Genomic DNA, 22,393 nt, shown 5'->3' on the forward strand with positions numbered 1-22,393 from the left:
CCAGGGGCTGGCTGCGAACCTTGCGAGGATGAAAACTTGCCTAATCGCGTGGTCCTTATGACTGCTTCGGGTCGAAGGCGGACCTTGCAGGCGTTGCCTAGCCGACACACTCAATATTCGTATTCCCCAAGCCTCTAGTTCACTTGACCGTTTCAAGCCATTGCAACAGGGCGTGCGAGAGTTCCGTTCGTTGATCCGAATACGCATGATCCGTAGCCAGATGCAACGTGGTGACGCGGGTGTCACCGGCCTGGCGAAGCGCGCTGGCGAAAGCGTCGTCCACGGGCGCCAGGCCGTCGTCCGACGTCATCACGAGCACGGGCCTGTCCTTGATGGCTGCCGCCTTCGCGCCAAATCGCCACGCAGATGCATGGTCGGATACCTCCTGGGCCAAACCGTTGGGAGTGCATCCGCTGAGCGGCGCCATGCCTTCGTCAGCCAGTGACGTGCCCATGGCCTTAATGGCGTCTTCCTTCGAACCATGCGACTGCAGCTGCGCCAGCTCGCCGGCGAGATCGGCACCCGAGATCATCGCCATGCCCTTGATGGCTGGGTCCGACGCGGTACCGTGGACCGCCATGAAGCCTCCCATGCTGTGACCCACGAGCACGATCCTGGATGGGTCGAGTCGCAGGCGCTTGGCGTTTGCGGGTTGGCGAAGATAGGCGATGGCCGCGGCGACATCTTCGATGCCGTGGGAGAAGGAGAAGGTGCCCGGCGTACCCCATGACCCGCGATAGTTGAAGTAGAGAACGTCCCACCCGGCGCGCCGCATGTCCTGCGCGAGGTCCAGGTTTCGCTCGTTTCCGGGAAAGCCGTGCAACAGGATCACCGCTGGGTGCGGACCAGCACCCGCAGCCACGTAAACCAGGGCATTCATGAGCGATCCGTGGCTGGGGATCTGCATCGTCTCCATCGACGCCTTCGCATCGCCTTCCGGTTGGGTCGCACTGTTAACGCTGGCCTTCGCATCGTCAGGCGACCCGGTACCGCGGGCGTGAGCTGAATCAGGAGACAGGCACAGCGATAGGCAAGCGGCAAACAATGCGGACGTCACGAACGTTTTCATGCTTTCCCCTTGGTGAGATGGCTGGCGCCGGTTACCCGCGAGCGATGCCAGACTAATGCGGATAGTCGATGTGCAGAGGACTTCTTCCCTCTGCCAGATGGCTTATGGTCGTCGCATTCTAGGCTCGGACTGACCGGGGCAGGGCTTGTCCATCGGCCGCACAGGCGCACCCCGATGAAGGCGGCTGGACGGCGGTGAGCGGCGTTCCCGGTCAACTTGAGTGCAGGCAGCCTGGCAGCAGTGCAGGACTCCATGTGGCGATCGTCCAACGCTATAGGATCGGACTACCTCCGTATTGCACATATTCGGTAACCCCCTTGGGTGGCGTCTGACCGCGGCGCTGTGGCTGCTTGATGCCGCGTGGCGCGCAGTCACGGTTCGCGAGCCGAACACGGGTGTGGGACCGCGCAGGCATCGGGCTTCAGCGCTTGCCGATGGGGGCGGGCCGTCGAAACGCGGCTTCGCCTCAACCCATCGGGGATGGCAGCGAACACCCGGCTCATGGCTTCCTCTTGAAAGCCGACGCCAAGGCGTTCTCGCCTTCCGTTGCAAACCGCTGTGAAAACTCCCCCTGCAGGAAGTCGACGAAGCGGCGCACGCGCGGTGGCTGAAACACGTTGGGGTGGTACATCGCGTGGATGGGCGAAGGGGCGGACCAGGCCGGCGCGTTTATGAGCTTCAGCCTTCCGGCGCTTACATCCGCCGTGACCGCCCATAGCTGCCGGTACGCAAAGCCGCGCCCCATCACCGCCCATGTACGAATGACTTCGCTGTCGGTGCATTCGTGATAACGCCGCACGCGTACGACATCCTCGCCGAGTTGCCACTCGTTTCTTGGCCCTGCCTGGTTGGTCAGCACCAGCGTGGGAAGCTCGGCGAGTTCCTCGGGTTGCGTTGGCATGCCGTAGGCATCGATACATGCCGGCGATGCACACACCACGCGCCAGCTGTCGGCAAGGTGGCGCGCGACGAGGTCGCTGTCCTGCAAGGGGCCGACGCGTATGGCGACGTCGACATCGTCGGGCACGAAGCGCGAGAGCGAATCCGACAGCGTCAGCACGACGCGCACGTCGGGGTGCAGCTCCATGAAGCGGTTGAGGATATGGACCAGCAGGTTGCGCCCGAGATCCGACGGTGCCGATACCCGCAGCGTTCCGCTGACCGCGTCGGTGCCACTTCGCACGGCGCGCTCGGCCTCGTTCATGGTTTCGATCGCCACCCGGCAGGAGGCGATGTAGATGCGCCCCTCATCCGTCAGGCGCAGTTGACGCGTTGTCCGCTCGAACAGGCGCGCGCCCAGCATCGTCTCCACCCGTTGCACACAGGCGCTGGCCGCGGCAGGTGAAAGCCCGGTCCGGCGCCCGGCCGCCGACAGGCTGCCGAGGTCGGCCGCATCGACAAGAAGCTGCATGTCGCTGAAGCGGTTCATGAGTGCCTGTCCTGGCGCAGGAGGCTTGAGCCGGATCATCTTCAAATGGCATTTGAAGGTCAATAAACATCGAGGCTCATTATCAAGCGGAAGGCGGCGAGTGAGTATGGAATTCATCCCCCGCTCCCCTGAAGGTGCCGCCATGTCATTCGCCAAACGCATGTTCGTTGTTTGCCTGATCGCCTCCATGGCCGCATCCCCGGTGCTGGCCGGCCAGGACGCCATGACGTCCGCCGCAAGCGCCGGCCACGGCATGGTTCCGAAGGAGCTGGTCGGGGCGTGGACGCTGGTCCGTTGTGACAACGTCTATCCCGATGGCCATCGCGTGGAGCTCTACGGCCCCCATCCGGAAGGCATGTGGCTTATCGATGCCCAGGGCGATTACATGATGCAGATCGTGCGCGCCAGGCGCATGCCATTCGCCGCCAACGACAAATCCAAAGGGACGCCCGACGAGTATCGCGCCGCCTCGATGGACAGCAATGCCCACTACGGTCGCGTGAGTGCCGATGCGAGCCATCTGCGCAGCGACATCGTGCATGCATCCTTCCCCAATTGGGATGGAAGGAGCGGCGACACGAGTTACACCATCAACGGTGACGAGCTGACCTATCGCGTTGCCAAACCGTCGAGCGGTGCGGCGGATGGCGCCCATGGTGAAGTGGTTTGGCGTCGCGTCCATTCATAGGAACGCACGCCGTCTCGATGATGGGCTCACATCTGCAGGGCCACCGGCATCCCGGTGGCTGCCTGCTTGTCTCGATCAGATCGGGTCTTCGATCGACTTGGCGAGCTGGGTGAAGAGCTTCGGGCCGGTCTCGGTCATGTGCCAGCAGTCTTCCAGGCGGATGCCGAATTCACCGGGAATGTAGAGGCCCGGCTCATCGGAGAAACACATGCCTGCCGCGAGCGGCGTGGCGTCGCCGTGGACGAGATAGGGCGACTCGTGGCCGTCCAGACCGATGCCGTGACCGGTGCGGTGCGGAAGACCGGGCAGGTGGTAGCCGGGGCCCCAGCCTTCCTTTTCGTAGTAGGCGCGCACGGCGTCGTCGATGCTGCCCACCGGAGCGCCGAGCTTGGCGGTGGCCAGCGCAATTTCCTGGCCGCGCTTGACGGTATCCCAGACCTTCCGCTGTTTCGCGGTCGGCTGACCCATCACCCAGGTGCGCGAGATGTCCGATTGATAGCCATGCACGGCACAGCCCACGTCCATCAGGATCACCGAGCCTTCGTGCAGGGTCTCTGCCTTGTGCGAGCCGTGCGGGTAGGCGCTGGCCTCGTTGATCAGCACGAGGGCGAACTCCGGCGCGCCGCCCAGGGCGACGGTGGCGGCATTCATCATGTTGGCGATTTCGTCCGGACGCATGCCGACGCGGACGTTGCCATGGACATAGCGCAGCGCAGCCAGGGTGACGTCGTTGGCGGTCTGCATCAGCGCGAGTTCGGCCGGAGACTTGATCAAGCGGACGGCTTTGACCAGCGCGTCGCCGGAGACCACGTTGTAGGCGCCTGCGCTCGCGTCACGCACACCGTCGACTATGAACAGGCGCGTGGTGGCCTCGAAGGCGATCGGGCCGGAGGTAACGCCGCGGTCGCGAAGCGCGCCGACGATGCGGGCGAACGGGCTCTCGTGCTCATTCCAGGGGCGCACGTCGCCGGGCACCGCCAGGGTTTCGCGGATCGAGGGTTCTTCGAAGGCCGGGGTCACGACGACAAGGTCGCCATGGGCCGGAATCACGGCGGCCGTCGTACGTTCCGAGCGATGCCACTGGATGCCGGTGAAGTAGTCCAGGCTCGAGCCCGACTCCAGGATCAGGGCACCGATCTTCTGCTCGACCATCAGCTTCTGCAGCCTGGCGATCCGGGCGAGGCGTTCCTCCACGGAAATCGGCTTGGCACCGGTGGTCATGGAGGTCAATCCGGCCATGCTGTTCGATGCAGCAGGCGCGGCTTGGGCCGACCGGCTACCCAGCATGAGGGCAGCAGACGCGGCAGTGGTGGCTACAGCTCCAGCAAGAAAGTCGCGACGACGCATGAAGACTCCGGACCGGTTGAGAGGTTGCTTTGCAGTATGAGGCTGGAGTCGGCGGCGCGACTACTGCCTGGCTAGGTGTGAGATCGCGCTATGCGTGAACACCACGGCCAAGTGCAGCATGCGGTGAACCTGGGCGCCTGTGCTCAAAGTGATACAGGCAGGGATTATCCCGTCGGAAACTGACCTCAGGAGGGAAGGCTCCCTAGATTCAGCTGAAACCGGATGCCCTGCACGAACGCCTGCTCCTGCAAACTCTTTCGATAGTCGTCGATGGAAAACACACCGTCGGAGAAGCGGTCGAAGAATCGCTGGATCTCGTTCTGCGGGCCGCCATAGCAATCAAGCACAATCAGCACCCACTTTCCGATGGCATCGGGAAACTTCGCCGATAGCTGGCCATCCAGGGCCGCGTCGACGCAGCCATACATGCGAGCCTGAATTCTCTTGAGGTGGGTGATCGTCTCGCCCTCCCACGGGCCTGCCTCGACGAGCACCATCTGCCACTCGTCAGGCTCTTCGCCTACCGCAATGACATCGACAACCACCTCGTGCGGATCGGTCATTCGCTTTGCCTCATGGTGCGTTTCCCTTGCGGAACCGTCTCGCGACCGGTCGAAGCCGGCGGGTCAAATCGCGCGACTCGTACTACGCGCATCCAACGAAGCGGGTCGTCACTTGACGATCCCGAACATGTACAGCGCAAGGATGGGGCCGACGATCAACACGACCGAACCCACCAGGCATAGCACCCCGGCAACGACCACATTCCAGTTGGATCGGAAGGAATACCTGGGGTCTTCGGCAATGGCCGGCTTGGTGAGCTGATAGGTCTCGGCGATGTGCCGGGCGGTAATGACGTAGGCAATGGCAAAGGGCATGCCTGACGTCTTTTCCGGCAGAAAAGGCAGCAATAGCCAAAGCGCTGCGATGAGTGCTGCACCGAGAATCAGGCAACGTCGCGCATAAGTGTATTTCTCGAGCGCAACGAAGTTTTTCCACAAGAAATAGATAAGCCCGACCGGGCCACCAAGAAACGTCCCGAAGGCGATCTGGATGGGTGAGTAAATGGCTATGGCCGGCGATACTGCCTTGTTGAACGTCGTAGCTGGTGCAGCGTACTGGTCTTGCGACATCCATCCCCCCATGTATGTGCCTGACCAAGGCGTCTCGCGGGTTCGTGCCTGGTCGTTGAGCGACTTTCGTTCTAACGCGGACGTGCATGCCGCGACATCCCGATCTCATTCGGAATGATCAATCGATCCGGAGAGCACTCGGCCTCAAGCCGAGTCGCGCATCCCTCGCAAGCGGGGCCGAAGACGCCTCCGGACCCCGCTTGACCGGGCTAGGCCACGCTCAATGCCCTAGCGGCAACACCGTGAACCGGTTGCACAGGAAGGTGCTTCCCGACGCGTCCTTGGTCTTGGCGTAGGTCTTTTCGCGCAGCGTTACGACCTCGCCTTGAATGCAACGCTGGTTCTCGTGGAGAAGGTCGGCAAAGCTGCCAGGACGCGGCGGCGTGTCACCCTCCGCGCGCTTCTCCTCTCCATAGCCAAGCCAGTAGCTGACCCAGTCGGCGGGCGGCTTGGCCGGGCTCGTGGACGATTTGCCTGCCTGGTAACCCAGGTCGTAGCTGGTGCTGTCGATGGGTTTGTATGCGAGCGCGTCCTGCGGAAGCGCATTCATCTGTGGATCGGGATTTCTATCTGGACGTGCGCTGGAGCTGTAGCTTCGCTGCACCAGAAAGCCCACGACGATGATGAGACCAACCGCAGCCAATACCATGCCTTTCGATTGCATAGAGCCTCCCCCTGTTGGAAAACTGTTTGGAATCGTCGAACCTGTCATTGCACAAGCCAAGCATCTGTCCGCTCTGTGGGCGGACTGGATATCTAGATCCAGGAGACGTCGACGACGTCGACCTCCATGCCCGCTACCAAGGCAACCTCATTGATCGCCTCGGCATGGATGACGGCTTCGGAATCGGACGTCTCGTGGCCTTGCCCGATCTCCGGCCAGTGCTGCCGGGCGAGATCGATGGCCTTGGCAAGCGCGGCATCCGAATCGCAGGCCGAGACGACACCATAGAGTTCGAAATCGGCGATCCCTTCGGGACGCAGAAAACCCTGCCCGACGGCCAAGACTGACCAAAGCCCCATATTTCCCCCTTTATCCCCGTCTGTCCGCCAAGAAGGCAGGCAGTGCCTAGAGTCCCCGGCTCGCAGTATGGCAACTCTTTGAACCGTAGGGGAGTATCGCCAAGGGTGTGCGGCCGTCTGGCCGTCCACTTGCGCCCGGGTGCCGGTAGGGGGATTGGCGTGCGTTGGACCTTCCCGTCCTGGCTGGGCCGTCGCCGCTGATGGCCGGCGCGGTGGCCCCTGACCAGGGCAAGCGCCCGGACCGCCCGGTCCGGGCGCCAGGCTTTTATTGCTTCAAGGCCACAAACGTCGTCGTGCGATTGCGCTGCTTGTCTTCGCTGACCACCTTCATGGACTTGCCGTCCGCAGATACCGTGGAGGTCTGCACGGAGATGACCTTGCCAGCGCGCATCTCGCTTTCCACCAGCGTGTTGCCGGTGAGCTTTACCGTAACGCTGGTAACGCCCGGATCGCCGACGAACGGAGCTTCCGTGCCATCCACTTTGGCGTTGTAGGACTGCCCGGTCGGGGCGGTCATGCTGAACATCCCGCCCGTTTCCTTCATGGTCCACGTCACAGCGTTATCGGACACGCTCGTCACCTTGCCGGCCTGCCACGTTCCCGAGCGGGCGTGCGAGCCCACCGGTCCGGCAGCGACCTTCACCCAGTCCTCGCTCCCTGTTATCGGGGCGCTGTTGGTGTTGCTGCTGTCCGTATAGTCGTCGTGGACCGTCTTGCCGTCAGGGCTTACGGTGCTCGTGACGCTGGCCACCACCTTGCCACCCTTCTTGTCGGTGATCTTCACCGTATGGGCGTCCACGACTTCAACAGCGGCAGCATCGAAATAGGGGTTGCCGGTAATCGGGTGGTCCTGGCCATCCGCCTTGACCATGAAGTGCGGCACGCACGACTTGCAGTCGTACATGCCGCTCTGCAACACGATCACGGACGGCTTCTTCGAGAGCTGCACCTGGCTCATGTCGACTTTCCAGGTGCCATCGAATGCACTGGTGGCAAAGGCGCACACGGGAGACAACAACGCCAGGACGACGATCGACTTGTGGAACTTGCTCATGTTCTGGATTCCCCTCTGTTGGTGACGGACATGGCCACAAGCGGCCACGCATCCGGTTGAACCGACGTCGCTGTCCAGATGGCGCGTATCCGTCCGTCACCCCATCGAATTCAACTGCCGATGCGATCGGGGCAAGCCATAAGAAGAAACCTGTATTGCCGGGTCAGGCATGCCGAAGAGGGGTTACGCTTTGGCACCGGACGCATCGCCGTGATCGCTCACTGCTCGCGGGAGACAAGGTCGCCGATGGCTTGCGGTTTCATCGACGGGATCGCCAAAACTTGCGGTGCTGGAAGTGTGAACCCCTTTCACAAACCAGCGCAGTGTTGAGCGATGCAGAGGCGGCGATTGCACGTTTTCGGCAAGCGCTGATCGGCCTTTCGGACTATACGGGCGGCGTTGTCAGGCTCGGGCTTTGCGTCTGGTTGGGGTCATCGCGCGCCGCGCCGAGTCCCAAGGGCCACCGGAGCAAGGACATTCGTTGAGCGCGCGTTGGCAAGTGACGCAGCCCGGCGTGAAGACTTGCCTCAGGCCATCGGTGCCGCCGCGGGATAGAAGATGTTTCCATCCGCTTGCGGCACCGCGCCGACTGTCAGCCTGGCCTCATCCACGTGGCGACGTCCAAGGATGTGGCACACGGTTTCGCCGCGAGTGATCAGATAGTCGGTGATGATGCGGCGATGGCAGCGCCACCACACGGCTTCGGAGCACATGATGGCGCAACACGATGCATGGCCTCGTGCAATCAGGTCGTCCAGGCCGGCGCGAAAGGCGTCGGAGAGCGCGTAGTCGGCGTAATGGTGGAAGCTCGGGTTCGACCAGAATCCATTGACCCCGGAAGGCACGGTCTTCGATTTGCCGCGTCGTCCGCCAAGCGGGCTCAGATGCTCATACGAAATATCGGAAGGCGCGAGGCTGAGGGGGAGCACATCCTCGTTGAACTGCGGGTGGGTGTACGACCTGGGAAAGGCGCGTACGTCCACCACGCGCCGGACACCCGCATCGACAAGCAGCTCGACAAGCTCTTCAACGCTTCGGTTGGAATGTCCGATGGTGAAGAACGCAGACATTGCACCGGTCAGCCGTCAAGGTGCCGGAGCGCGCCGCCCTTGTGGGCCGCGACGTGATCGGTCTTGTCACTCTTGATCTCGTATTGGGGCTCTTCCTTCGATGCGTGATGCGTATGGCCCTTGTAATCGAAGTCGCGGGTGTGGACCGCAATGACGGTTCCCGAGACCCGGCCGGCCTCGGAATTCCAGCTGACGTGATCGCCTACCTTGAATGCGCTGCTCATCGTGAGATGTCCGGCGGCATGGCTACTCCATGGCTCTCCATTGGAGTAGCTGGTGCATGGGCGCTACGTCACTTCGACGTGACGTAGCCGTCATCTGCCAGATGTGCCGGCGGTTGCCCCGGCAGCTTCCGAATACCTTTTCAGTACGGTTGTGCTCAAGCCGTTGGCATGAACGATCTCGCCGTACAGCGCGGCCGAAGGGCGGGCGGTGCGGTGGAAGTCGTGCTCGTAATCCACCGCGAACAGGCCGAACCTGGCATCGAATCCCTCGTTCCATTCGAAGTTGTCCATCAACGACCAATGGACGTAGGAGCGGATGTCGACACCATCGCGTTGCGCCAGCCACGCTTCGCGGATATGCGCGACCAGGTAGCGTTGCCGTAGTTTGTCGTCGTCGGCGCTGTCGGCCGTGCCGTTCTCCAGAATCATCACGGGCTTGGCATAGCGCTTGCCCACCTTGGTCAGCGTCTCGTAGAAGCCATGCGGATAGGAGGGCCAGCCCAGGTCGTTGCGCTCCTCATCGGGCAGGTCTGGCGCGACCGTGCCGACGTCCGGGTCGAGCGGATGCCGCCAGTCACCGCGCACATAGTTGCGGCTGTAGTAGTTGACGCCGACGTAGTCCTCGGTGCCGGCCAGACCCTCGATCGGGATATCGATGTCCGTGGTGGTGAGCTTCATGCGACCACTGGCGACAGCATCGAGGAAGTCCCAGTTCCAGACCTTGTCGACGACCCACACGAGCGTGCGGTCGAGCGGCGAGTAGCGGTGATACGGCTCGAAGATCTGCATGTTCTGGGTCAGCCCCACGGACACGGTGGCGCCACGCGAGGCGGCGACACGGTGCAGGGTGCGATAGGCCTGGGCATGCGCGCGCAGCAGCGCGGCATACACGTCGCGTGCGCCGGCGAAGTCGCCGCGCTTCTCGCCCGGCGGGTAGGTGCCGAGGACATAGGCGTCGTAGAGATAGACATTGGGCTCGTTGAGCGTGCACCAGATCCGCACGTCGGGCACGAAGTTGTTCGCCACCGCATCGACGTAGGCCTGCCACAGCGTCAGCGCATCGGCGCGCTCCCATCCGCGCTTGCCGTGGGCGTCCGCATCGAAGAACCAGGCGGGCGATACATAGTGGAACAAGGTCACGATCGGCTCGATGCCACGGCTTTTCATCGCCGCGAAAACCTTGTGGTAGTACGCGATCGCCTCGGGATCGGGTTCGGTCATGCCGGGGCGCGGAAACAGGCGGGCCCATTCGATCGAGACGCGGAAGGCGTTGAGACCGAGGTGCGCGGCGGCATCGATGTCCTCCTCGTACAGGACATCGAACCCCGCCTTGTGGGTGCGCACCTGTTCGGACCATCGACCGAAACCGTGAATGTTGCCCGCAGGCGTGGCGCCGATGTGCTCGCCCTGGGCGAAGCGGTGATCGCGAAACACCTCGGCCTCGAACTTCGTCCAGTCGCTGGCGGGCAGGCTTTCGGCCTGTTGTCCGGCGATCGCCACACCCCACAGGAAGCCCTTGGGAAAGAGCATGGGCTGCATCGGTGCCGCCGTGATGCGCGGTTCGCCGCGCCCGGGAAGGGCAAGGCTCCATGCGATGACTGCGACAACGAGCAGCGCGAGAACGCCGATGGCCGTGTAACGCTTCCAGTGGCGCCGGCTCATGCGCGCATCCATCGCGGTTGTTCGTTGCGGGATGGTTGGGCCGTTTGGCTGCAACGGTTTTCCATGTCTGGCCCCGCTTGAACGTGAAGCGCCTTGTTGCTTGTATCCACCGCCATCATTGCCATCCCCATCACCTTGTCGGGTAGTCGCTCGGTTGCACAGGGGAGTCGTGTGGATGTCCTGCAGGACGGGAAGCCAACGCGACGCCTCGCTTGCATGTGGCAGCCACCATCGCTCGCTGTGCCTAGGGCACGGCGCGACGGGTGGCCCGCGGCACTGCACGCGGTCGTCAGTCGCTGACGCTATCCGGATTACACTCCCCGGCCATCCCCACGTGTTCCCCGCACATGGGCCTGAAGAAGGTGCGCCTTGCCGGGCAAGGGCCGATGGCTTTCCGGGTAAGCATGTCGACAAGGCGAGCTCGGCGGCAAGTGGCGCCGGCGAAGCCGCGGTGAAACGATGTGGCGAAAGTCACGGCATCGGTGCGTTGCCGCACGCTTCGCCGTTTGGCCGACTTGCGCAGCGGGACCAGGCGCAAATTATGATCGCCCAAACTCCCGTAAGGTGCCGGCCAGACCGGGGCGGATCGTGGGAGCGAAGGGGGAGGGCGATGGATCAGGCTGTCGACTTTCAGGCGATCCCACGGGTCGTAGCAGGACGCGCTCGCGGTGGGCGCGAAACGCAGCAGGACGACATGGTGTGCCTCCATGATGCGCGGGAGGAAGCCTTCCTGCTCGTGCTGGCCGATGGCATGGGCGGTGATGGGGCCGGTGAGCTCGCGTCGGCCGGCGTCGTCGAGGTGGCGCGCCGCCTGTGGGATGCAGGCCAGTGGCGCGAGCAGCCGGGCCCGCTCTTTCTCGAGTCGCTGTGCCAGGACGCGCATGCCGAACTTCATCGTCGCCGCGCCGGATTGGCGAGCGGCGAGCCGCATTCGACTGTAGTGGCGATGATGGTGCATCGCGGTCGCGTGTCGTGGGCACATGTCGGCGACAGCCGTCTTTACCGCTTCCAGGGCAGCCAGTTGCTGGGGCGGACCGAGGATCACAGCCTGGCGCAGTTGCGCCTGCAGCAGGGCCAGATCACCGAGAGTGAGCTGGCGACCCACCCGGACCAGCACAAGCTGCTTCGGGGCCTGGGTGGCCCCGAAGCGCCGGTGGTCGAGCATGGCTGCGCGGTGCTGCGTGCGGGGCAGACCTATGTGCTCTGCAGCGACGGCATCTGGGAGCAGCTCTCGACGGAGGAACTGGCCCGGCTGTCGCGTCGCCGCGATCAGCAGGACGCCTTGCGCGAGGCATTGGTGCTGGCTGTCGAACGTGGCGGCCAGGAAGGCGATAATGTCGCGCTGATTTTCGCCCGCCCGGCCGAAGGCTGGTGGCGGCGATACGGCGACAGGTTGCGGTGGGCCTTGCGTCGCGCTGCACCCGGCGGGCGGCGGGTCGCCGCCAGTTACAACGAGGCTTCCTCTTGATTCGATCGTTTCTTTTCATGCGCGCGCATGGCGTGCGAACCCTGCGGCTGGCGCTCGTGATGACGGCGCTGGGTGCAGTGGGCTGTACCCAGATGACGGCGCTTAAGTCCAAGGTCGGCGATACGCTGGGTGGTTCGGGCACCACGTCAACGAATAGCACGTCGGAAGCCGCTGAGCCGCTGCCGCTCAACACCATCGTCAGTACGTACCTGATGAAGGGTCGCTACGACGAAGGCGAGCAGCGCCTGCGTCAGTACCTGGCGAAATATCCCAACGATCACGCCGCACAGGTCGCACTGCGCCAGCTGACGACGGACCCCAAGGTGGCACTGGGCACCAGGTCGCGCGCCTACGTGGCGCAGACCGGCGACTCCTACAGCACGCTGGCCGCGCGTCATCTGGGCGATTCCAGCCTGTTCCTGATACTTGCGCGCTACAACGGTTCGACCAACCCTTCGTCCTTGCATGTGGGTGATGCGGTGCGCCTGCCACTGGCTGGCGTGCGGCCGAATTTGTCCGCCGATACGACGACCAAGCCCGTCGCGCGCAACACGACCAGCAAGGCTGCCACTACGGCGAGCGCGGCAGCGCCTGCTGCTGCCGCGCCGGAGAATCCGCCGTCGACCGATTCTCCCGCAGCCCGCGCGCAGCGTCTGCAGACGGAAAGCTCGGCCCTGCTCAAACAGGGCCAGAAGGACCAGGCGCTGGCACGACTCGATCAGGCGCTGACGCTGGATCCGCAGCTGAAACCCGCGGGCAACCAGGCGCTGCGTGACCAGCTGCTCGCGTCGTATCACGAGCGCGCCGTGGTGCTGTATCGCGACCAGAAGCTGGACCAGGCCATCGCGCTATGGGACCACGTGCTGGCGATCGATCCGGGTTACGAGCGCGCTACGGTCTATCGCGCCCGCGCCATCGAGCTGCAGCAGCGGCTCAAGCAGATCTGAAACGCGGCGCCAGGTGACGACGCTCAGTGGGCGTCGTCGTTGGCCGCAGGCGGCGACATCATCAAGGTGGGTTGGCCGGCATCCTCCGCGGTGGGACGCGTGGGCGTCGCCACCTCGGCCGGCTGACGCGACTGCAGCGCGCTGTTCATCAGGTTGAAGGCGGCGAACAGCCGACCCAGTTCATCGCGTCGTACCAGGCGGATGCGGTAGCTGTAGTCGGCGCGCGCCACGCGCATCATCGCGTCGCCCAGCATGCCCAGCAGGGCCAGTGGCTGGCGGAACAGCCAGTAGGCCGCGCCGACCAATGCCAGCAGCGTGATGACGAGTACCGAGGCGATGACCCAGAACGTCGTGCGCTGCGCGGCGAGCAGCGGCGCATTGCTCACGCCCAGGCGCAGTTCGCCGACCGTCTTGTCCTGGTAACGGATGGGTACGTCGAACAGCAGCATCTCGTTGCCGCGGTTGTCTTCGGCGACGCGGCCCAGGAAGCGTTCCACGCCGTCGGCGAGGGTTTGCTGGTGCGTGCCGGCGACGACGGGCAATGCGTGGCCGACATCGGCGGACTGCGTGCTCGCCACCACGTTGCCTTCGCGATTGGCGATGGAGAGATAGTGGATCTGCCCGTTGTGCGCCATGTCCGCCACCAGCGCGCGCGTGGCAGCTTCGTCGCCCAGCAACAGGTTCTCGGCCGACTCGCTGGCCACCATGCGGCCCAGCGTGCTGCCGTAGTCGGTGGCCAGGCCGGTTACGGCGCTGTTCTGCTTGGTGTAGATCGCGGCCAGCCCGAGCAGCAGCACCAGGCAGAGGATCGTGCTCAGTGCGCTGATCCAGCGAAAGCGCAGGGAGATGATGCGTGAGGCCAGCGGCGATTCATTGGTGCGTTCGTACTCGCGCCGCGCGAGGCGCAGGTCGTTGATCACCTCGGCGCCGCTTTGATAGCGCGCATCCGGCGTGGGAGCGAGCAGGGTGCGCACGATGCTGACCAGCATCGGCGGCGTGGCGGGGTCCAGCGGCGTGATCGCCGGGCGCGGATGGCGCTGCCGCTCGCGGATCAGGCGCTTGAGGTCGGTGGTATCGGGCCACGGCATCTTGCCGGTGACCAGCCAGTAGAGCACCACGCCCAGCGAGAACAGGTCGCCGCGCGCGTCGGCCGCCTCGCCGCGCAGTCGTTCGGGCGCCATGTAGGCGGGCGTGCCGCCCATCTTCCGGTCGCCGTCATGCATGGTGAGGGACGCTGCGCGGCGTTCGGCGATGCCGAAGTCGCTGAGCTTGGCGTAGTGCCAGTCCTCGGCAAGCATGATGTTTTCGGGCTTCACGTCGTGATGGATGACGCCCTGGCCGTGCGCGTAGTCGAGCGCCGCGGCGACCTGCGACGCGAGCTCGATCGCTACCGACAGCGGCGGCAGGCCTTCGCGCGATACGCGGCTGGCCAGCGTTTCGCCGGACAGGCGTTCCATCGCGATGTATTTGCGGCCGTCCTCGGTTTCGCCGGTGTCGAAGATGGTGACGATGTTGGGATGGACGAGATGTCCCGACGCGCGTGCCTCCTGCAGGAAGCGCTGCCGCGAACCGGGGTCGGCGGCCACGCTGCGATGCAGGCACTTGATGGCGACGGGCCGATCGATGCCCGGATCGAAGCCGGCGTACACCACGGCCATGGCGCCTTCACCGAGGACGCCATCGATGCGGTAGCGACCGATGGTGCGCGGTATCGAGGGTTCGCCCATGGGCTAGAGCAACCACCACGCCAGCACGGCGATCGCCGCGAGGGCCACCACGCCGAGGGCCATGGCGACGCTGCGCGTATGCGAGTGCTGGCCGGGCTCGCGGGTGAGGAACACGAATTCCACCTGGCCCAGGCGGACGCGATCGCCATGCTTGAGCGTGGCTTCGTGCACGCGCTTGCCGTTCACGTAGGTGCCGTTGGTGGAGAGCGTATTCATGATCACGTAGTGGCCCTGCTGGTTCATGATCCAGGCATGGGCCGACGACACGCTGGAGTCGCCGATCACGATGTTGTTGTCGTCGCGGCGACCGATGGTCTGCCGTCCCGCGCGCAGCGTGAAGCGCTTGCCTTCCAGCCCCGCATTGGCTCCCTCGAGCACGGGTTCGTGCACGCTGGCGCGCCCGTCGGAAGCGGCGCCCGCTTCGGCCGCAAGGCGATTCAGTTCATCCGCCGAAAACAGCTGCGTGCCCTGCGGACCCAAAGGGCGCCGGGGGTGAGCAGATGGCGTCACGTTGCGGGGGTTGTCCATCGGAGCCTTGGTACCTGAAGCAGTTCGACAATATAGCGAACAAGTCGGCCGCTACGGCCGGAACTGAAGCCCCTGTCGCCCCTTGAAAGAACGTAGCTTGCGTGCCCCTTGCGAGCCTCGCACGGCGTCGGCGACGCCGCGATGCGGCAGCAGAAACATAAAGCAATGCGCCTGCATGCGGGGAGCATCGCCGTCGAAGGGTTCAGGTGGCGTCAACCTGGCGGGGTGCAAGGCGAGGGCTAAGTGCTGACTGACCCGGGGCCACCAAGAAAAAGGCCCCCTTTCGGGGGCCAGTGAGCCGGATCTAGGGGGGGCGACCGGCCCGGGGGCGTCGGACGTTCGTGGAAACGCCGACCGGGATAAGTTGCCGCAGTCGCCTGCTATCCGATGTAAGCAGACGCCTACAGGAAAGGTAGGTCATCGTCGTGTTTCGTGTGGGCTCGCATCGCCTTCACATGCGGGCGCCTTACTGCGTGCGCACCTCGCCATCGCCGATGCCCAGGCAGAAACGGAACGGCCAGCAGGGCCGCTGCTTGCCGCCCGCTGGGCGAGCTTGCGTGGCGTGTGGGTCCGGGCGAGGCATTTCCTTCAACGGGTGCAGCAGCTTGAGGTCGGTGACGTGGCCGTGCAGGAACAACAGGTCCGTCCAGAGCGAGCTCATGGAAGTCTCCGGGAAGAGGTGAGGGGCGTTTCAATCCACGGTCTGGCCGGCGAACGTGGTCGCCAGCATCGACGGGCGTTCGATGAACCGGCGGTACCACGACGACAGGCGCGGGCGGCCTTGCTCGAAATCGGGCAGTTCGCGGAAGGCCAGCCAGTCCAGCGCAGTCGCAAGGGCGATCTGGCCGAGGTCGATGGGGGCCCCGTCGGCGGCTTCCGCCCACTCCTGTTCCAGAAAGTCGTAGGAAGCCACCAGCTTCTCGATCTGCCCGTCGCGCATCGCGGGATAGCGCAACGCTTCCGGGCGACGCACGGTTTCATGGCGCACGGCGATGCCGGCATCGCACAGGCCCTGTGCCAGCGCCTGCGTTCGAAGTGTCAGAAGCCGCGCCAAGGGTTCGCGGGGGATGAGGGGCGGGCGGTCGTGAAGCGACTCCAGGTATTCGCAGATCACGTTGGAGTCGAACAGCGCGGTGCCGTCGTCGAGCAGCAGCACCGGCACCTTGCCCAATGGGTTCAGGCGGAACACGTCGTCGTTGCGCCAGGTCGGGCTGGTTTCGTGGTGGACCACGCTCAGGCGGTCGGCGAGGCCGGCCTCGTGGGCCATCACCAGCACCTTGCGGGCATAGGGGGAGTGGGTCTGGTAGAGGAGTTTCATGCGTGCCCGAGCCGATGGGGTGCACGCATTCTGGGGTTCGGCGGCGCGGCCAAGGCGCGTTGTACGGGGTAAAGGCGTTGTCAGGCCGCGTTTTTTGGCTTATCTGTGCGGCATGGCGACCGATTACGAGCTGGACGACTTCGACCGCGAGATCCTCCGCCGCGTGCAGTTGGATGTGCGGGCCACGGGCGAGGAGATTGGCGCCCAGATCGGACTTTCCGCAGCTGCCGTACAACGGCGCATCAAGCATCTGCGCCAGCTGGGCGTGATCACTGCCGAAGTGGCGCTGGTGAACCCCGCGGCCGTGGGGCAGGCGATGACCTTCATCATCGGCGTGGAACTGGAGCGCGAGCGCGTGGACATGCTCGACGCGTTCCGCCGCTCGGCGCGCGCCGATCCCAACGTGCAGCAGTGCTACTACGTCACCGGCGAGTCGGACTTCATCCTGATCGTGACGGCGAAGGACATGGACGACTTCGAGCAGTTCACGCGCCGCCTGCTGTTCGACAACGCGAACATCCGCCGCTTCACCACCAACGTGGTGATGGCGCGCGACAAGGTGGGGAGCGTCATCCCGGTCTGAACACCGCGCGGCGCGCAGGCCGCGCGGCGTGGTCGGATCAGACGTTGACCATGCGCATCATGGTGTCGACGTAGCGGGCGCCGGCGGCGGCATCCGGCGGGAATACCGCGTCGATGGCCTTCAGTTCGTCCGTGCTGAGCGTGACGTCGAGCGCGCCGAGGTTCTCGTCCAGGCGGTCGCGGCGCTTGGTGCCGGGAATACCGATCGCGTTCGGATCCTGTGCCAGGACCCAGGCCAGCGCGAGCTGGGCCGGCGTGCAGCGCTTTTCGGCGGCGATGGCTTTCACCTTCTCCACCAGTTCCAGGTTGCGGTAGAAGTTTTCGCCCTGGAAGCGCGGGCTCTGGCGGCGGTAATCATCGGCGTCGAAGTCATCGGGGCTGGCGAACGCGCCGGTGAGGAAGCCGCGACCCAGCGGCGAATACGCCACCAGGCTCACGCCCAGCCGACGGCAGGCATCCAGCATGCCGTTCTCCTGCGGATCGCGCGTCCACAGCGAGAACTCCACCTGCAGGGCGGCAATGGGGTGCACCTTGACCGCGCGCTCCAGCGTCGCGGCGGACGCCTCGGACAGGCCGAGGTGGCGCACCTTGCCGGCCTTCACCAGTTCGGCCATCGCGCCCACGGTTTCCTCGATCGGCACGTTCGGGTCCACGCGGTGCTGGTAGTACAGGTCGATGTGGTCGACGCCCAGGCGCTTGAGGCTGGCGTCGCACGAGGCACGCACGTACTCGGGGCTGCCACTGACGCCGCGGCGACTCGGATCGTTGGGATCGCGCAGGATGCCGAACTTGGTGGCGAGGAAGGCCTGATCGCGGCGATCGCGGATGGCCTTGCCCACGAGTACCTCGTTGGTGTGCGGGCCGTACACGTCGGCGGTATCGAGCAGGTTGATGCCGCGCTCCAGGGCATGGTGGATGGTGGCGATCGATTCGGCGTCGTCGCGCGAACCGTAGAAATCGCTCATGCCCATGCAGCCGAGGCCGAGGGCGGAAACGGAAGGGCCGTGCTTGCCGAGCTGTCGCATTTGCATCGGGGGATTCCTTGGTGGGGGAGAAAGGCAGACACGCATTCTTCGGCATGACGGCTGTCGGATAAATGCTCAATAATCGCCATGTCTATTGTCGAATTGCTCAACAATCGGCGGGTCGGGTCACTGGCTGGCGCGACTGCCCGAGAGGCCTCCATGGATCGTCTGCAAGCCATGCGCGTGTTCACCCGCATCGTCGAACTGGGCAGCTTCACCCGCGCCGCCGACGACCTGAACCTGCCGCGCGCCACGCTGACCCACACCATCAAGCGGCTGGAAGAACACGTGGGCGCGCACCTGCTGCAGCGGACCACGCGCCGCGTGCGCGCGACCCGCGACGGCGAGGTCTACTACAACCATTGCGTACGCCTGCTGGCCGACCTCGATGCGGTGGAAGCGGATTTCCGCGAGGCCGCCGTGGTGCCCAAGGGCAAGCTGCGCATCGATCTGGCGTCCTCGCTGGCGCGCCAGGTGCTCGTTCCCGCGCTGCCGGAATTCCTGGCGCGCTATCCGCAGATCGAACTGGATATCGGCACCAGCGACCGCTTCATCGACCTGGTGCAGGAGGGTGTGGATTGCGTGCTGCGCGCGGGCGATCTTTCCGATTCCACCATGGTGGGCCGCCGCGTCGCGAGCATGTCGCAGGCCACCGTGGCGAGCGCGGATTACGTGCGCCGCCACGGCCTGCCGCAAACCCTCGCCGACCTGCAGGACGGCCACGTCACGGTGAACTGGGCCTCGCCCACCACGCGCCGCACGACGCCTTTGGAATTCATGGTGGGCAAGCGCATGCGCGAGCTGGTGCTGCCGGCGCGGGTCACGGTGAGCGGTACCGAGGCCTATCTCGCCTGCTGCGAAGCGGGCCTGGGTATCGCGCAGTTTCCGCGTTACCGCCTCGGCGAGGCGCTGGCCAACGGCTCCCTGGTGGAACTGCTGCCGGCGACGCCGCCACCGGCCTTCCCGGTCACTGTGCTCTACCAGTCACAACGACAGCTGCCGCTGCGACTGCGGGTATTCATCGACTGGGTAGCCGGCGTGCTGCGCGATTTGCCCTGAGCCGCCACGGCTCTTTTGTAGGAGCGCACCCTGTGCGCGAAAAGCCTACAAGGCGTAGAAGCCGAAACCCAGGGAGACGCGACGACCGCATGCAACGATGTCGGCGCGTCTCCGCGGTCGCGCACAGGGTGCGCTCCCACATAGGGTCGGGTAGGCGCGCTTACTCAAACCACGCCGGCCGCCTGCTGATGCCACCTTCCGAGCGCAACGCCGTCGCATCCATCAGCTTGCCGTCCATCATCACCACCTCGGTGTGGCGCAGGTCGCCGATGTGTTCAGCGGGATTGCCTTCGACCAGCACCAGGTCGGCGGCCTTACCTACGGCGATGCTGCCCGTGCGCTGGTCCGCACCGACCAGATGCGCCGTGTCGATGGTGGCGCTGGCCAGCGCTTCGGCGTTGGTGAAGCCGGCCTGCACGTAGAGCTCCAGCTCGCGCACCAGTTCCAGGCCGCTGCCGTCGGTGCCGGCCACGATAGGCACGCCGGCTTTGTGCATGGCGCCGACCAGCGCCTGCAGCTTGGCGAAGCTGGCGCGGTAATCGGCGCGGGTGAGGTCTTTCGGCACGGTGAAACCGCCCTGGCGGAAGCTACGCTCCACGGCCGGCGGCAGGCCGCCGATGTAGGGCGCATAGGCCGGGGAGAGGTCGCCGTTCTCAGGCATGAACAGGCTCTCGGCCACGACCAGCGTGGGATCGGAGGTGATCTTGTGCTGGGCCATGGTGGCGATCAGCGACTTCATCGGTTCCTTGGTGAGGTCCACGTCCTTGGCGTAACGGCCCGGGCCTTCGAACCGCGCCATGCCGTTGGATACCTTGACCACGGAATCGGGCATCGCCTGCATCATCACGAAGTAGATGTGCGTGATTTCGTCGTAGCCGTCGTCGATCGCATCTTTCGGACGCATGCCGGCGGGCAGGTGCCCGTGCACGTGCAGGCCCAGCTTGTGTGCCTCGGCCGCCGTCGCCTTCACCCAGTCGGGGTTGAACGTGCCGTAGATCTTGATCGCGTCGAAGCCCTCGTCCTTCGCCTTGTGCACCAGCGCGATGGCCTCGGCCTGCGAGGTCGCCACGTCGGCCACCTGGGCGGTATTGGGGCCCTTGCCGTCGATCAGCATCGAGGGATAGACCTTCGGCCCCAAGAGCTCGCCCTTGGCACGGCGCTGCGCGCGCGAAATGGTCTGCTCGTCCACGTTGCCCGGGTCGCGCACCGAGGTAATGCCCAGCGACAGCAGCATCGGACCGCTCGCGTCATCCGGCACGTGCTGGTGGGAATCCCACAGGCCCGGCACCAGGGTCTTGCCCTTGCCGTCGATCACCTGGGCACCGCCAGGCACCTTCACCGATGCGGCCGGTCCGACCTGCGCGATGCTGCCCTTGTCGACCACCACGGTCTGGTCTTCGACAAAGCGCGTGCCATCAACAAACGCGCGCACGTGGGTGAACGCCACGGGGCCGGTGGGCGTCTTCAGCAGCTTGGGCACGATGGCCTTGGCGTGCTCGGCCAGCGCGGCAGTCTGCGCCTTGTCCAGCTGGGCCTGGGCCGACTCGTAGCCTTCCGGCATCCACGACAGGCCGTCGACGAAGGCAAAGAACTTGCCCGAGGCATCGACCCACACCGGTACCGGCGTATTGCTGAGTCCGGTGACCGCATAGGCCTTGATCTGCTTCTTCGCCGCGCCTTCGCCCACGGTGGCGGTGGTCAGCTGCTCGGCGTGCGCCTGCCCTCCGGGCAGCAGAGACAGTGTGTGGCCCGGGGAGGCGAGCAGTTTTTCGATCAGGTCGGCGTTGAGATCCATCGGACCGCCGAACGCCACGTATTCGGCCGATCCGCGGTAAGGCGCGGAGCCGGCATCCACCGGGCTTTTCCAGCTGGCGGTGGCGTCCTTGATCGAGAAGGTTTCCCCCGCATCGCCGCTGGGCGTGTGGCCGCGGATGACCACGTGGTCCAGCATGCCGTCGCGACCCAGCGTGGCGCTGCTCTCCACTTCCGTGACCATGCCGCGCAACAGCAGGCTGTCGCGCCCCATGCGGGTGCCGTCGGCGGTAGTCCAGCGTGCCGAGGTGCCGTGCTTGCCGGCGGTGGACATGATGGTGAAGCGCTGCGCATTGGCTGGCGGCCTGGCCAGCGAGTCTGTGGCGGTATCGGCGAGGCAGGGAAGGGAGAGACCGAGGGCGAACACGACGAGCGGGGCGCGCATGGTTGAAGCCTCCGTGGGTGGTCGCGGCGGAGTATCACCGGGCTGTGGCCGGCGCCATAGTGCCCGTCGGAGGGGTGTCGGATGGGCTAGAATGTTCGGCGCAGAGCTCAAGTCATTGACATAACGGTCGATATCAGGGGGACGCGCGCCCTCCGCCCCTGTGGAGTTGAGGTGCGCCGGTCCGGACGTTGGCGTGGCTTGCCAGCGCTGCCGCCGTACCCGTCAGACCGGAAGTTGCTATTTGTATGAGCCCTCATAAGCCTCACTCCAAGGGAAGTCGCGTGGACTGGAACGATCCGCGCCTGGCCGAGCTGCTGCGCCGCTCGGAAAACTGGAAGCTGGACAACCGCGGCAACTACGACCCCAAGGAAGTGCAGATCCATCTCGGCTGGGGCGCCAACACCGCGCGCAACGCCGTGCTGGTGTGGGAGCGCGACCAGGTGATGATGCTGGAGACCCGGTTCCCCATTTCGCTGGGCGAACACGTGCGCGTGGACGAGCCGCGCGGCGAAACCATGCGCACCGTATGGGGCATCGCCGTCGAGGGACGCGAAGGCTTCCGCGCGGAAGACCGCGAGAACGGGATCCACCTGTACTGGTTGCATTTGCGCTGAGGCGCGTTGTTCGCTGTAGGAGCACGCCCAGTGCGCGATCGCGAAGCTGTAGCACCCTCTCCCCCTGGGAGAGGGGTGGGGGAGAGGGTGCGGTTTTCGCCCCAGGCCCCAATGCCATCGTCCTTGCGCAAGCCGAGGCCTGGAGCCTCGGCTGCTGGCTGACACCTTGTCGCAAGCGGCAAGCTGACAGCAGCAGAGCTACCGAAGGCCGAACACTGCTCTCGCAAGA

At 65.0% G+C, this 22,393-nt stretch carries 23 protein-coding genes; 6 read left to right on the forward strand and 17 right to left on the reverse strand.

From position 1 onward, the window contains the following. Positions 1 to 139: 139 nt before the first annotated feature. Positions 140 to 880, reverse strand: coding sequence for an alpha/beta hydrolase family protein (locus EPB08_RS10870; RefSeq protein WP_229238306.1), 741 nt, complete (start codon positions 878 to 880; stop codon positions 140 to 142). 688 nt (positions 881 to 1,568) lie between these two features. Beyond that, on the reverse strand, positions 1,569 to 2,498 hold the full coding sequence (locus EPB08_RS10875; protein ID WP_130619118.1) for a LysR family transcriptional regulator: 930 nt from the start codon (positions 2,496 to 2,498) through the stop codon (positions 1,569 to 1,571). Positions 2,499 to 2,640: 142 nt separating this feature from the next. On the opposite strand from EPB08_RS10875, the gene EPB08_RS10880 reads away from it, so the two are divergent. Next, on the forward strand, positions 2,641 to 3,186 hold the full coding sequence (locus EPB08_RS10880; protein ID WP_165418484.1) for a lipocalin-like domain-containing protein: 546 nt from the start codon (positions 2,641 to 2,643) through the stop codon (positions 3,184 to 3,186). 75 nt (positions 3,187 to 3,261) lie between these two features. Here the strand turns inward: EPB08_RS10880 and EPB08_RS10885 are convergent, their stop codons facing one another. The 9 genes from EPB08_RS10885 to EPB08_RS10925 all read right to left on the reverse strand — a co-directional run bounded on the left by EPB08_RS10885 (position 3,262) and on the right by EPB08_RS10925 (position 10,699). Then, the gene (locus tag EPB08_RS10885) at positions 3,262 to 4,407 is read right to left on the reverse strand and encodes a M24 family metallopeptidase (protein WP_229238307.1); all 1,146 of its coding nucleotides are present in this window, start codon (positions 4,405 to 4,407) and stop codon (positions 3,262 to 3,264) included. Positions 4,408 to 4,718: 311 nt separating this feature from the next. Then, positions 4,719 to 5,096, reverse strand: coding sequence for a hypothetical protein (locus tag EPB08_RS10890; protein WP_130619121.1), 378 nt, complete (start codon positions 5,094 to 5,096; stop codon positions 4,719 to 4,721). A 108-nt stretch (positions 5,097 to 5,204) separates the two neighbouring features. Further along, positions 5,205 to 5,666, reverse strand: coding sequence for a hypothetical protein (locus tag EPB08_RS10895; RefSeq protein ID WP_130619122.1), 462 nt, complete (start codon positions 5,664 to 5,666; stop codon positions 5,205 to 5,207). 220 nt (positions 5,667 to 5,886) lie between these two features. Continuing rightward, a complete protein-coding gene (locus EPB08_RS10900; RefSeq protein ID WP_130619123.1) occupies positions 5,887 to 6,330 on the reverse strand; it encodes a hypothetical protein in 444 nt (147 codons plus the stop codon). A 92-nt stretch (positions 6,331 to 6,422) separates the two neighbouring features. Further along, positions 6,423 to 6,689, reverse strand: coding sequence for a hypothetical protein (locus EPB08_RS10905; RefSeq protein WP_130619124.1), 267 nt, complete (start codon positions 6,687 to 6,689; stop codon positions 6,423 to 6,425). Between the two features lie 265 nt (positions 6,690 to 6,954). Continuing rightward, positions 6,955 to 7,743, reverse strand: a complete 789-nt coding sequence (locus EPB08_RS10910) for a hypothetical protein (protein ID WP_130619125.1) — start codon at positions 7,741 to 7,743, stop codon at positions 6,955 to 6,957. A 527-nt stretch (positions 7,744 to 8,270) separates the two neighbouring features. Then, entirely contained in the window at positions 8,271 to 8,813 is a 543-nt protein-coding gene (locus tag EPB08_RS10915) for a DUF488 domain-containing protein (RefSeq protein ID WP_130619126.1), read from the reverse strand. 8 nt (positions 8,814 to 8,821) lie between these two features. After that, positions 8,822 to 9,037: a hypervirulence associated TUDOR domain-containing protein gene (locus EPB08_RS10920; protein WP_130619127.1), complete on the reverse strand. Its 216-nt coding sequence runs from the start codon at positions 9,035 to 9,037 to the stop codon at positions 8,822 to 8,824. 90 nt (positions 9,038 to 9,127) lie between these two features. Continuing rightward, entirely contained in the window at positions 9,128 to 10,699 is a 1,572-nt protein-coding gene (locus EPB08_RS10925; protein WP_165418485.1) for a glycoside hydrolase family 1 protein, read from the reverse strand. A 610-nt stretch (positions 10,700 to 11,309) separates the two neighbouring features. On the opposite strand from EPB08_RS10925, the gene EPB08_RS10930 reads away from it, so the two are divergent. Both EPB08_RS10930 and EPB08_RS10935 read left to right on the forward strand, forming a co-directional pair. Further along, positions 11,310 to 12,167, forward strand: a complete 858-nt coding sequence (locus EPB08_RS10930) for a PP2C family protein-serine/threonine phosphatase (RefSeq protein WP_130619129.1) — start codon at positions 11,310 to 11,312, stop codon at positions 12,165 to 12,167. Further along, positions 12,164 to 13,114, forward strand: coding sequence for a LysM peptidoglycan-binding domain-containing protein (locus tag EPB08_RS10935; protein ID WP_229238309.1), 951 nt, complete (start codon positions 12,164 to 12,166; stop codon positions 13,112 to 13,114). The genes EPB08_RS10930 and EPB08_RS10935 overlap by 4 nt, the downstream gene beginning before the upstream one ends. Positions 13,115 to 13,137: 23 nt before the next feature. Here EPB08_RS10935 and EPB08_RS10940 read toward each other — a convergent pair whose 3' ends face one another. From EPB08_RS10940 to EPB08_RS10955, 4 genes are all read right to left on the reverse strand, one after another. Next, positions 13,138 to 14,841, reverse strand: coding sequence for a serine/threonine-protein kinase (locus EPB08_RS10940; protein ID WP_130619130.1), 1,704 nt, complete (start codon positions 14,839 to 14,841; stop codon positions 13,138 to 13,140). Positions 14,842 to 14,844: 3 nt separating this feature from the next. After that, complete coding sequence (locus EPB08_RS10945; RefSeq protein WP_130619131.1) at positions 14,845 to 15,369, reverse strand: FHA domain-containing protein; 525 nt, start codon at positions 15,367 to 15,369, stop codon at positions 14,845 to 14,847. Between the two features lie 466 nt (positions 15,370 to 15,835). Then, on the reverse strand, positions 15,836 to 16,030 hold the full coding sequence (locus EPB08_RS10950; RefSeq protein ID WP_130619132.1) for a hypothetical protein: 195 nt from the start codon (positions 16,028 to 16,030) through the stop codon (positions 15,836 to 15,838). A gap of 30 nt (positions 16,031 to 16,060) precedes the next feature. Next, the gene (locus EPB08_RS10955) at positions 16,061 to 16,687 is read right to left on the reverse strand and encodes a glutathione S-transferase family protein (protein WP_130619133.1); all 627 of its coding nucleotides are present in this window, start codon (positions 16,685 to 16,687) and stop codon (positions 16,061 to 16,063) included. A gap of 112 nt (positions 16,688 to 16,799) precedes the next feature. Here EPB08_RS10955 and EPB08_RS10960 point away from each other — a divergent pair, with 112 nt between their 5' ends. Then, positions 16,800 to 17,270 (forward strand): Lrp/AsnC family transcriptional regulator, encoded by a 471-nt coding sequence (locus tag EPB08_RS10960; protein WP_130619134.1) that lies wholly within the window; start codon positions 16,800 to 16,802, stop codon positions 17,268 to 17,270. Between the two features lie 37 nt (positions 17,271 to 17,307). Here EPB08_RS10960 and EPB08_RS10965 read toward each other — a convergent pair whose 3' ends face one another. After that, the gene (locus EPB08_RS10965) at positions 17,308 to 18,300 is read right to left on the reverse strand and encodes an aldo/keto reductase (protein WP_130619135.1); all 993 of its coding nucleotides are present in this window, start codon (positions 18,298 to 18,300) and stop codon (positions 17,308 to 17,310) included. Positions 18,301 to 18,453: 153 nt separating this feature from the next. Between EPB08_RS10965 and EPB08_RS10970 the strand changes: the two genes are divergently transcribed. Continuing rightward, positions 18,454 to 19,353 (forward strand): LysR family transcriptional regulator, encoded by a 900-nt coding sequence (locus tag EPB08_RS10970; protein WP_130619136.1) that lies wholly within the window; start codon positions 18,454 to 18,456, stop codon positions 19,351 to 19,353. Between the two features lie 160 nt (positions 19,354 to 19,513). Here the strand turns inward: EPB08_RS10970 and EPB08_RS10975 are convergent, their stop codons facing one another. Next, positions 19,514 to 21,550 (reverse strand): amidohydrolase family protein, encoded by a 2,037-nt coding sequence (locus EPB08_RS10975; protein WP_130619137.1) that lies wholly within the window; start codon positions 21,548 to 21,550, stop codon positions 19,514 to 19,516. 281 nt (positions 21,551 to 21,831) lie between these two features. Here EPB08_RS10975 and EPB08_RS10980 point away from each other — a divergent pair, with 281 nt between their 5' ends. Beyond that, positions 21,832 to 22,164, forward strand: a complete 333-nt coding sequence (locus tag EPB08_RS10980) for a hypothetical protein (protein WP_229238310.1) — start codon at positions 21,832 to 21,834, stop codon at positions 22,162 to 22,164. Positions 22,165 to 22,393: the final 229 nt, after the last annotated feature.

This window comes from Dyella amyloliquefaciens (assembly GCF_004296575.1).
Taxonomy (GTDB): Bacteria; Pseudomonadota; Gammaproteobacteria; order Xanthomonadales; family Rhodanobacteraceae; genus Dyella; species Dyella amyloliquefaciens.

What these genes read in the sequence shown, in the direction of transcription:
- EPB08_RS10900 (WP_130619123.1), bottom strand. Translation starts at nt 6,330, where the DNA reads ATGCAATCGAAAGGCATGGTATTGGCTGCGGTTGGTCTCATCATCGTC.
- EPB08_RS10960 (WP_130619134.1), top strand. Translation starts at nt 16,800, where the DNA reads ATGGCGACCGATTACGAGCTGGACGACTTCGACCGCGAGATCCTCCGC.
- EPB08_RS10880 (WP_165418484.1), top strand. Translation starts at nt 2,641, where the DNA reads ATGTCATTCGCCAAACGCATGTTCGTTGTTTGCCTGATCGCCTCCATG.
- EPB08_RS10975 (WP_130619137.1), bottom strand. Translation starts at nt 21,550, where the DNA reads ATGCGCGCCCCGCTCGTCGTGTTCGCCCTCGGTCTCTCCCTTCCCTGC.
- EPB08_RS10970 (WP_130619136.1), top strand. Translation starts at nt 18,454, where the DNA reads ATGGATCGTCTGCAAGCCATGCGCGTGTTCACCCGCATCGTCGAACTG.
- EPB08_RS10895 (WP_130619122.1), bottom strand. Translation starts at nt 5,666, where the DNA reads ATGTCGCAAGACCAGTACGCTGCACCAGCTACGACGTTCAACAAGGCA.
- EPB08_RS10875 (WP_130619118.1), bottom strand. Translation starts at nt 2,498, where the DNA reads ATGAACCGCTTCAGCGACATGCAGCTTCTTGTCGATGCGGCCGACCTC.
- EPB08_RS10965 (WP_130619135.1), bottom strand. Translation starts at nt 18,300, where the DNA reads ATGCAAATGCGACAGCTCGGCAAGCACGGCCCTTCCGTTTCCGCCCTC.
- EPB08_RS10870 (WP_229238306.1), bottom strand. Translation starts at nt 880, where the DNA reads ATGAATGCCCTGGTTTACGTGGCTGCGGGTGCTGGTCCGCACCCAGCG.
- EPB08_RS10945 (WP_130619131.1), bottom strand. Translation starts at nt 15,369, where the DNA reads ATGGACAACCCCCGCAACGTGACGCCATCTGCTCACCCCCGGCGCCCT.
- EPB08_RS10955 (WP_130619133.1), bottom strand. Translation starts at nt 16,687, where the DNA reads ATGAAACTCCTCTACCAGACCCACTCCCCCTATGCCCGCAAGGTGCTG.
- EPB08_RS10940 (WP_130619130.1), bottom strand. Translation starts at nt 14,841, where the DNA reads ATGGGCGAACCCTCGATACCGCGCACCATCGGTCGCTACCGCATCGAT.
- EPB08_RS10920 (WP_130619127.1), bottom strand. Translation starts at nt 9,037, where the DNA reads ATGAGCAGCGCATTCAAGGTAGGCGATCACGTCAGCTGGAATTCCGAG.
- EPB08_RS10905 (WP_130619124.1), bottom strand. Translation starts at nt 6,689, where the DNA reads ATGGGGCTTTGGTCAGTCTTGGCCGTCGGGCAGGGTTTTCTGCGTCCC.
- EPB08_RS10925 (WP_165418485.1), bottom strand. Translation starts at nt 10,699, where the DNA reads ATGAGCCGGCGCCACTGGAAGCGTTACACGGCCATCGGCGTTCTCGCG.
- EPB08_RS10950 (WP_130619132.1), bottom strand. Translation starts at nt 16,030, where the DNA reads ATGAGCTCGCTCTGGACGGACCTGTTGTTCCTGCACGGCCACGTCACC.
- EPB08_RS10915 (WP_130619126.1), bottom strand. Translation starts at nt 8,813, where the DNA reads ATGTCTGCGTTCTTCACCATCGGACATTCCAACCGAAGCGTTGAAGAG.
- EPB08_RS10890 (WP_130619121.1), bottom strand. Translation starts at nt 5,096, where the DNA reads ATGACCGATCCGCACGAGGTGGTTGTCGATGTCATTGCGGTAGGCGAA.
- EPB08_RS10910 (WP_130619125.1), bottom strand. Translation starts at nt 7,743, where the DNA reads ATGAGCAAGTTCCACAAGTCGATCGTCGTCCTGGCGTTGTTGTCTCCC.
- EPB08_RS10885 (WP_229238307.1), bottom strand. Translation starts at nt 4,407, where the DNA reads ATGACCACCGGTGCCAAGCCGATTTCCGTGGAGGAACGCCTCGCCCGG.
- EPB08_RS10930 (WP_130619129.1), top strand. Translation starts at nt 11,310, where the DNA reads ATGGATCAGGCTGTCGACTTTCAGGCGATCCCACGGGTCGTAGCAGGA.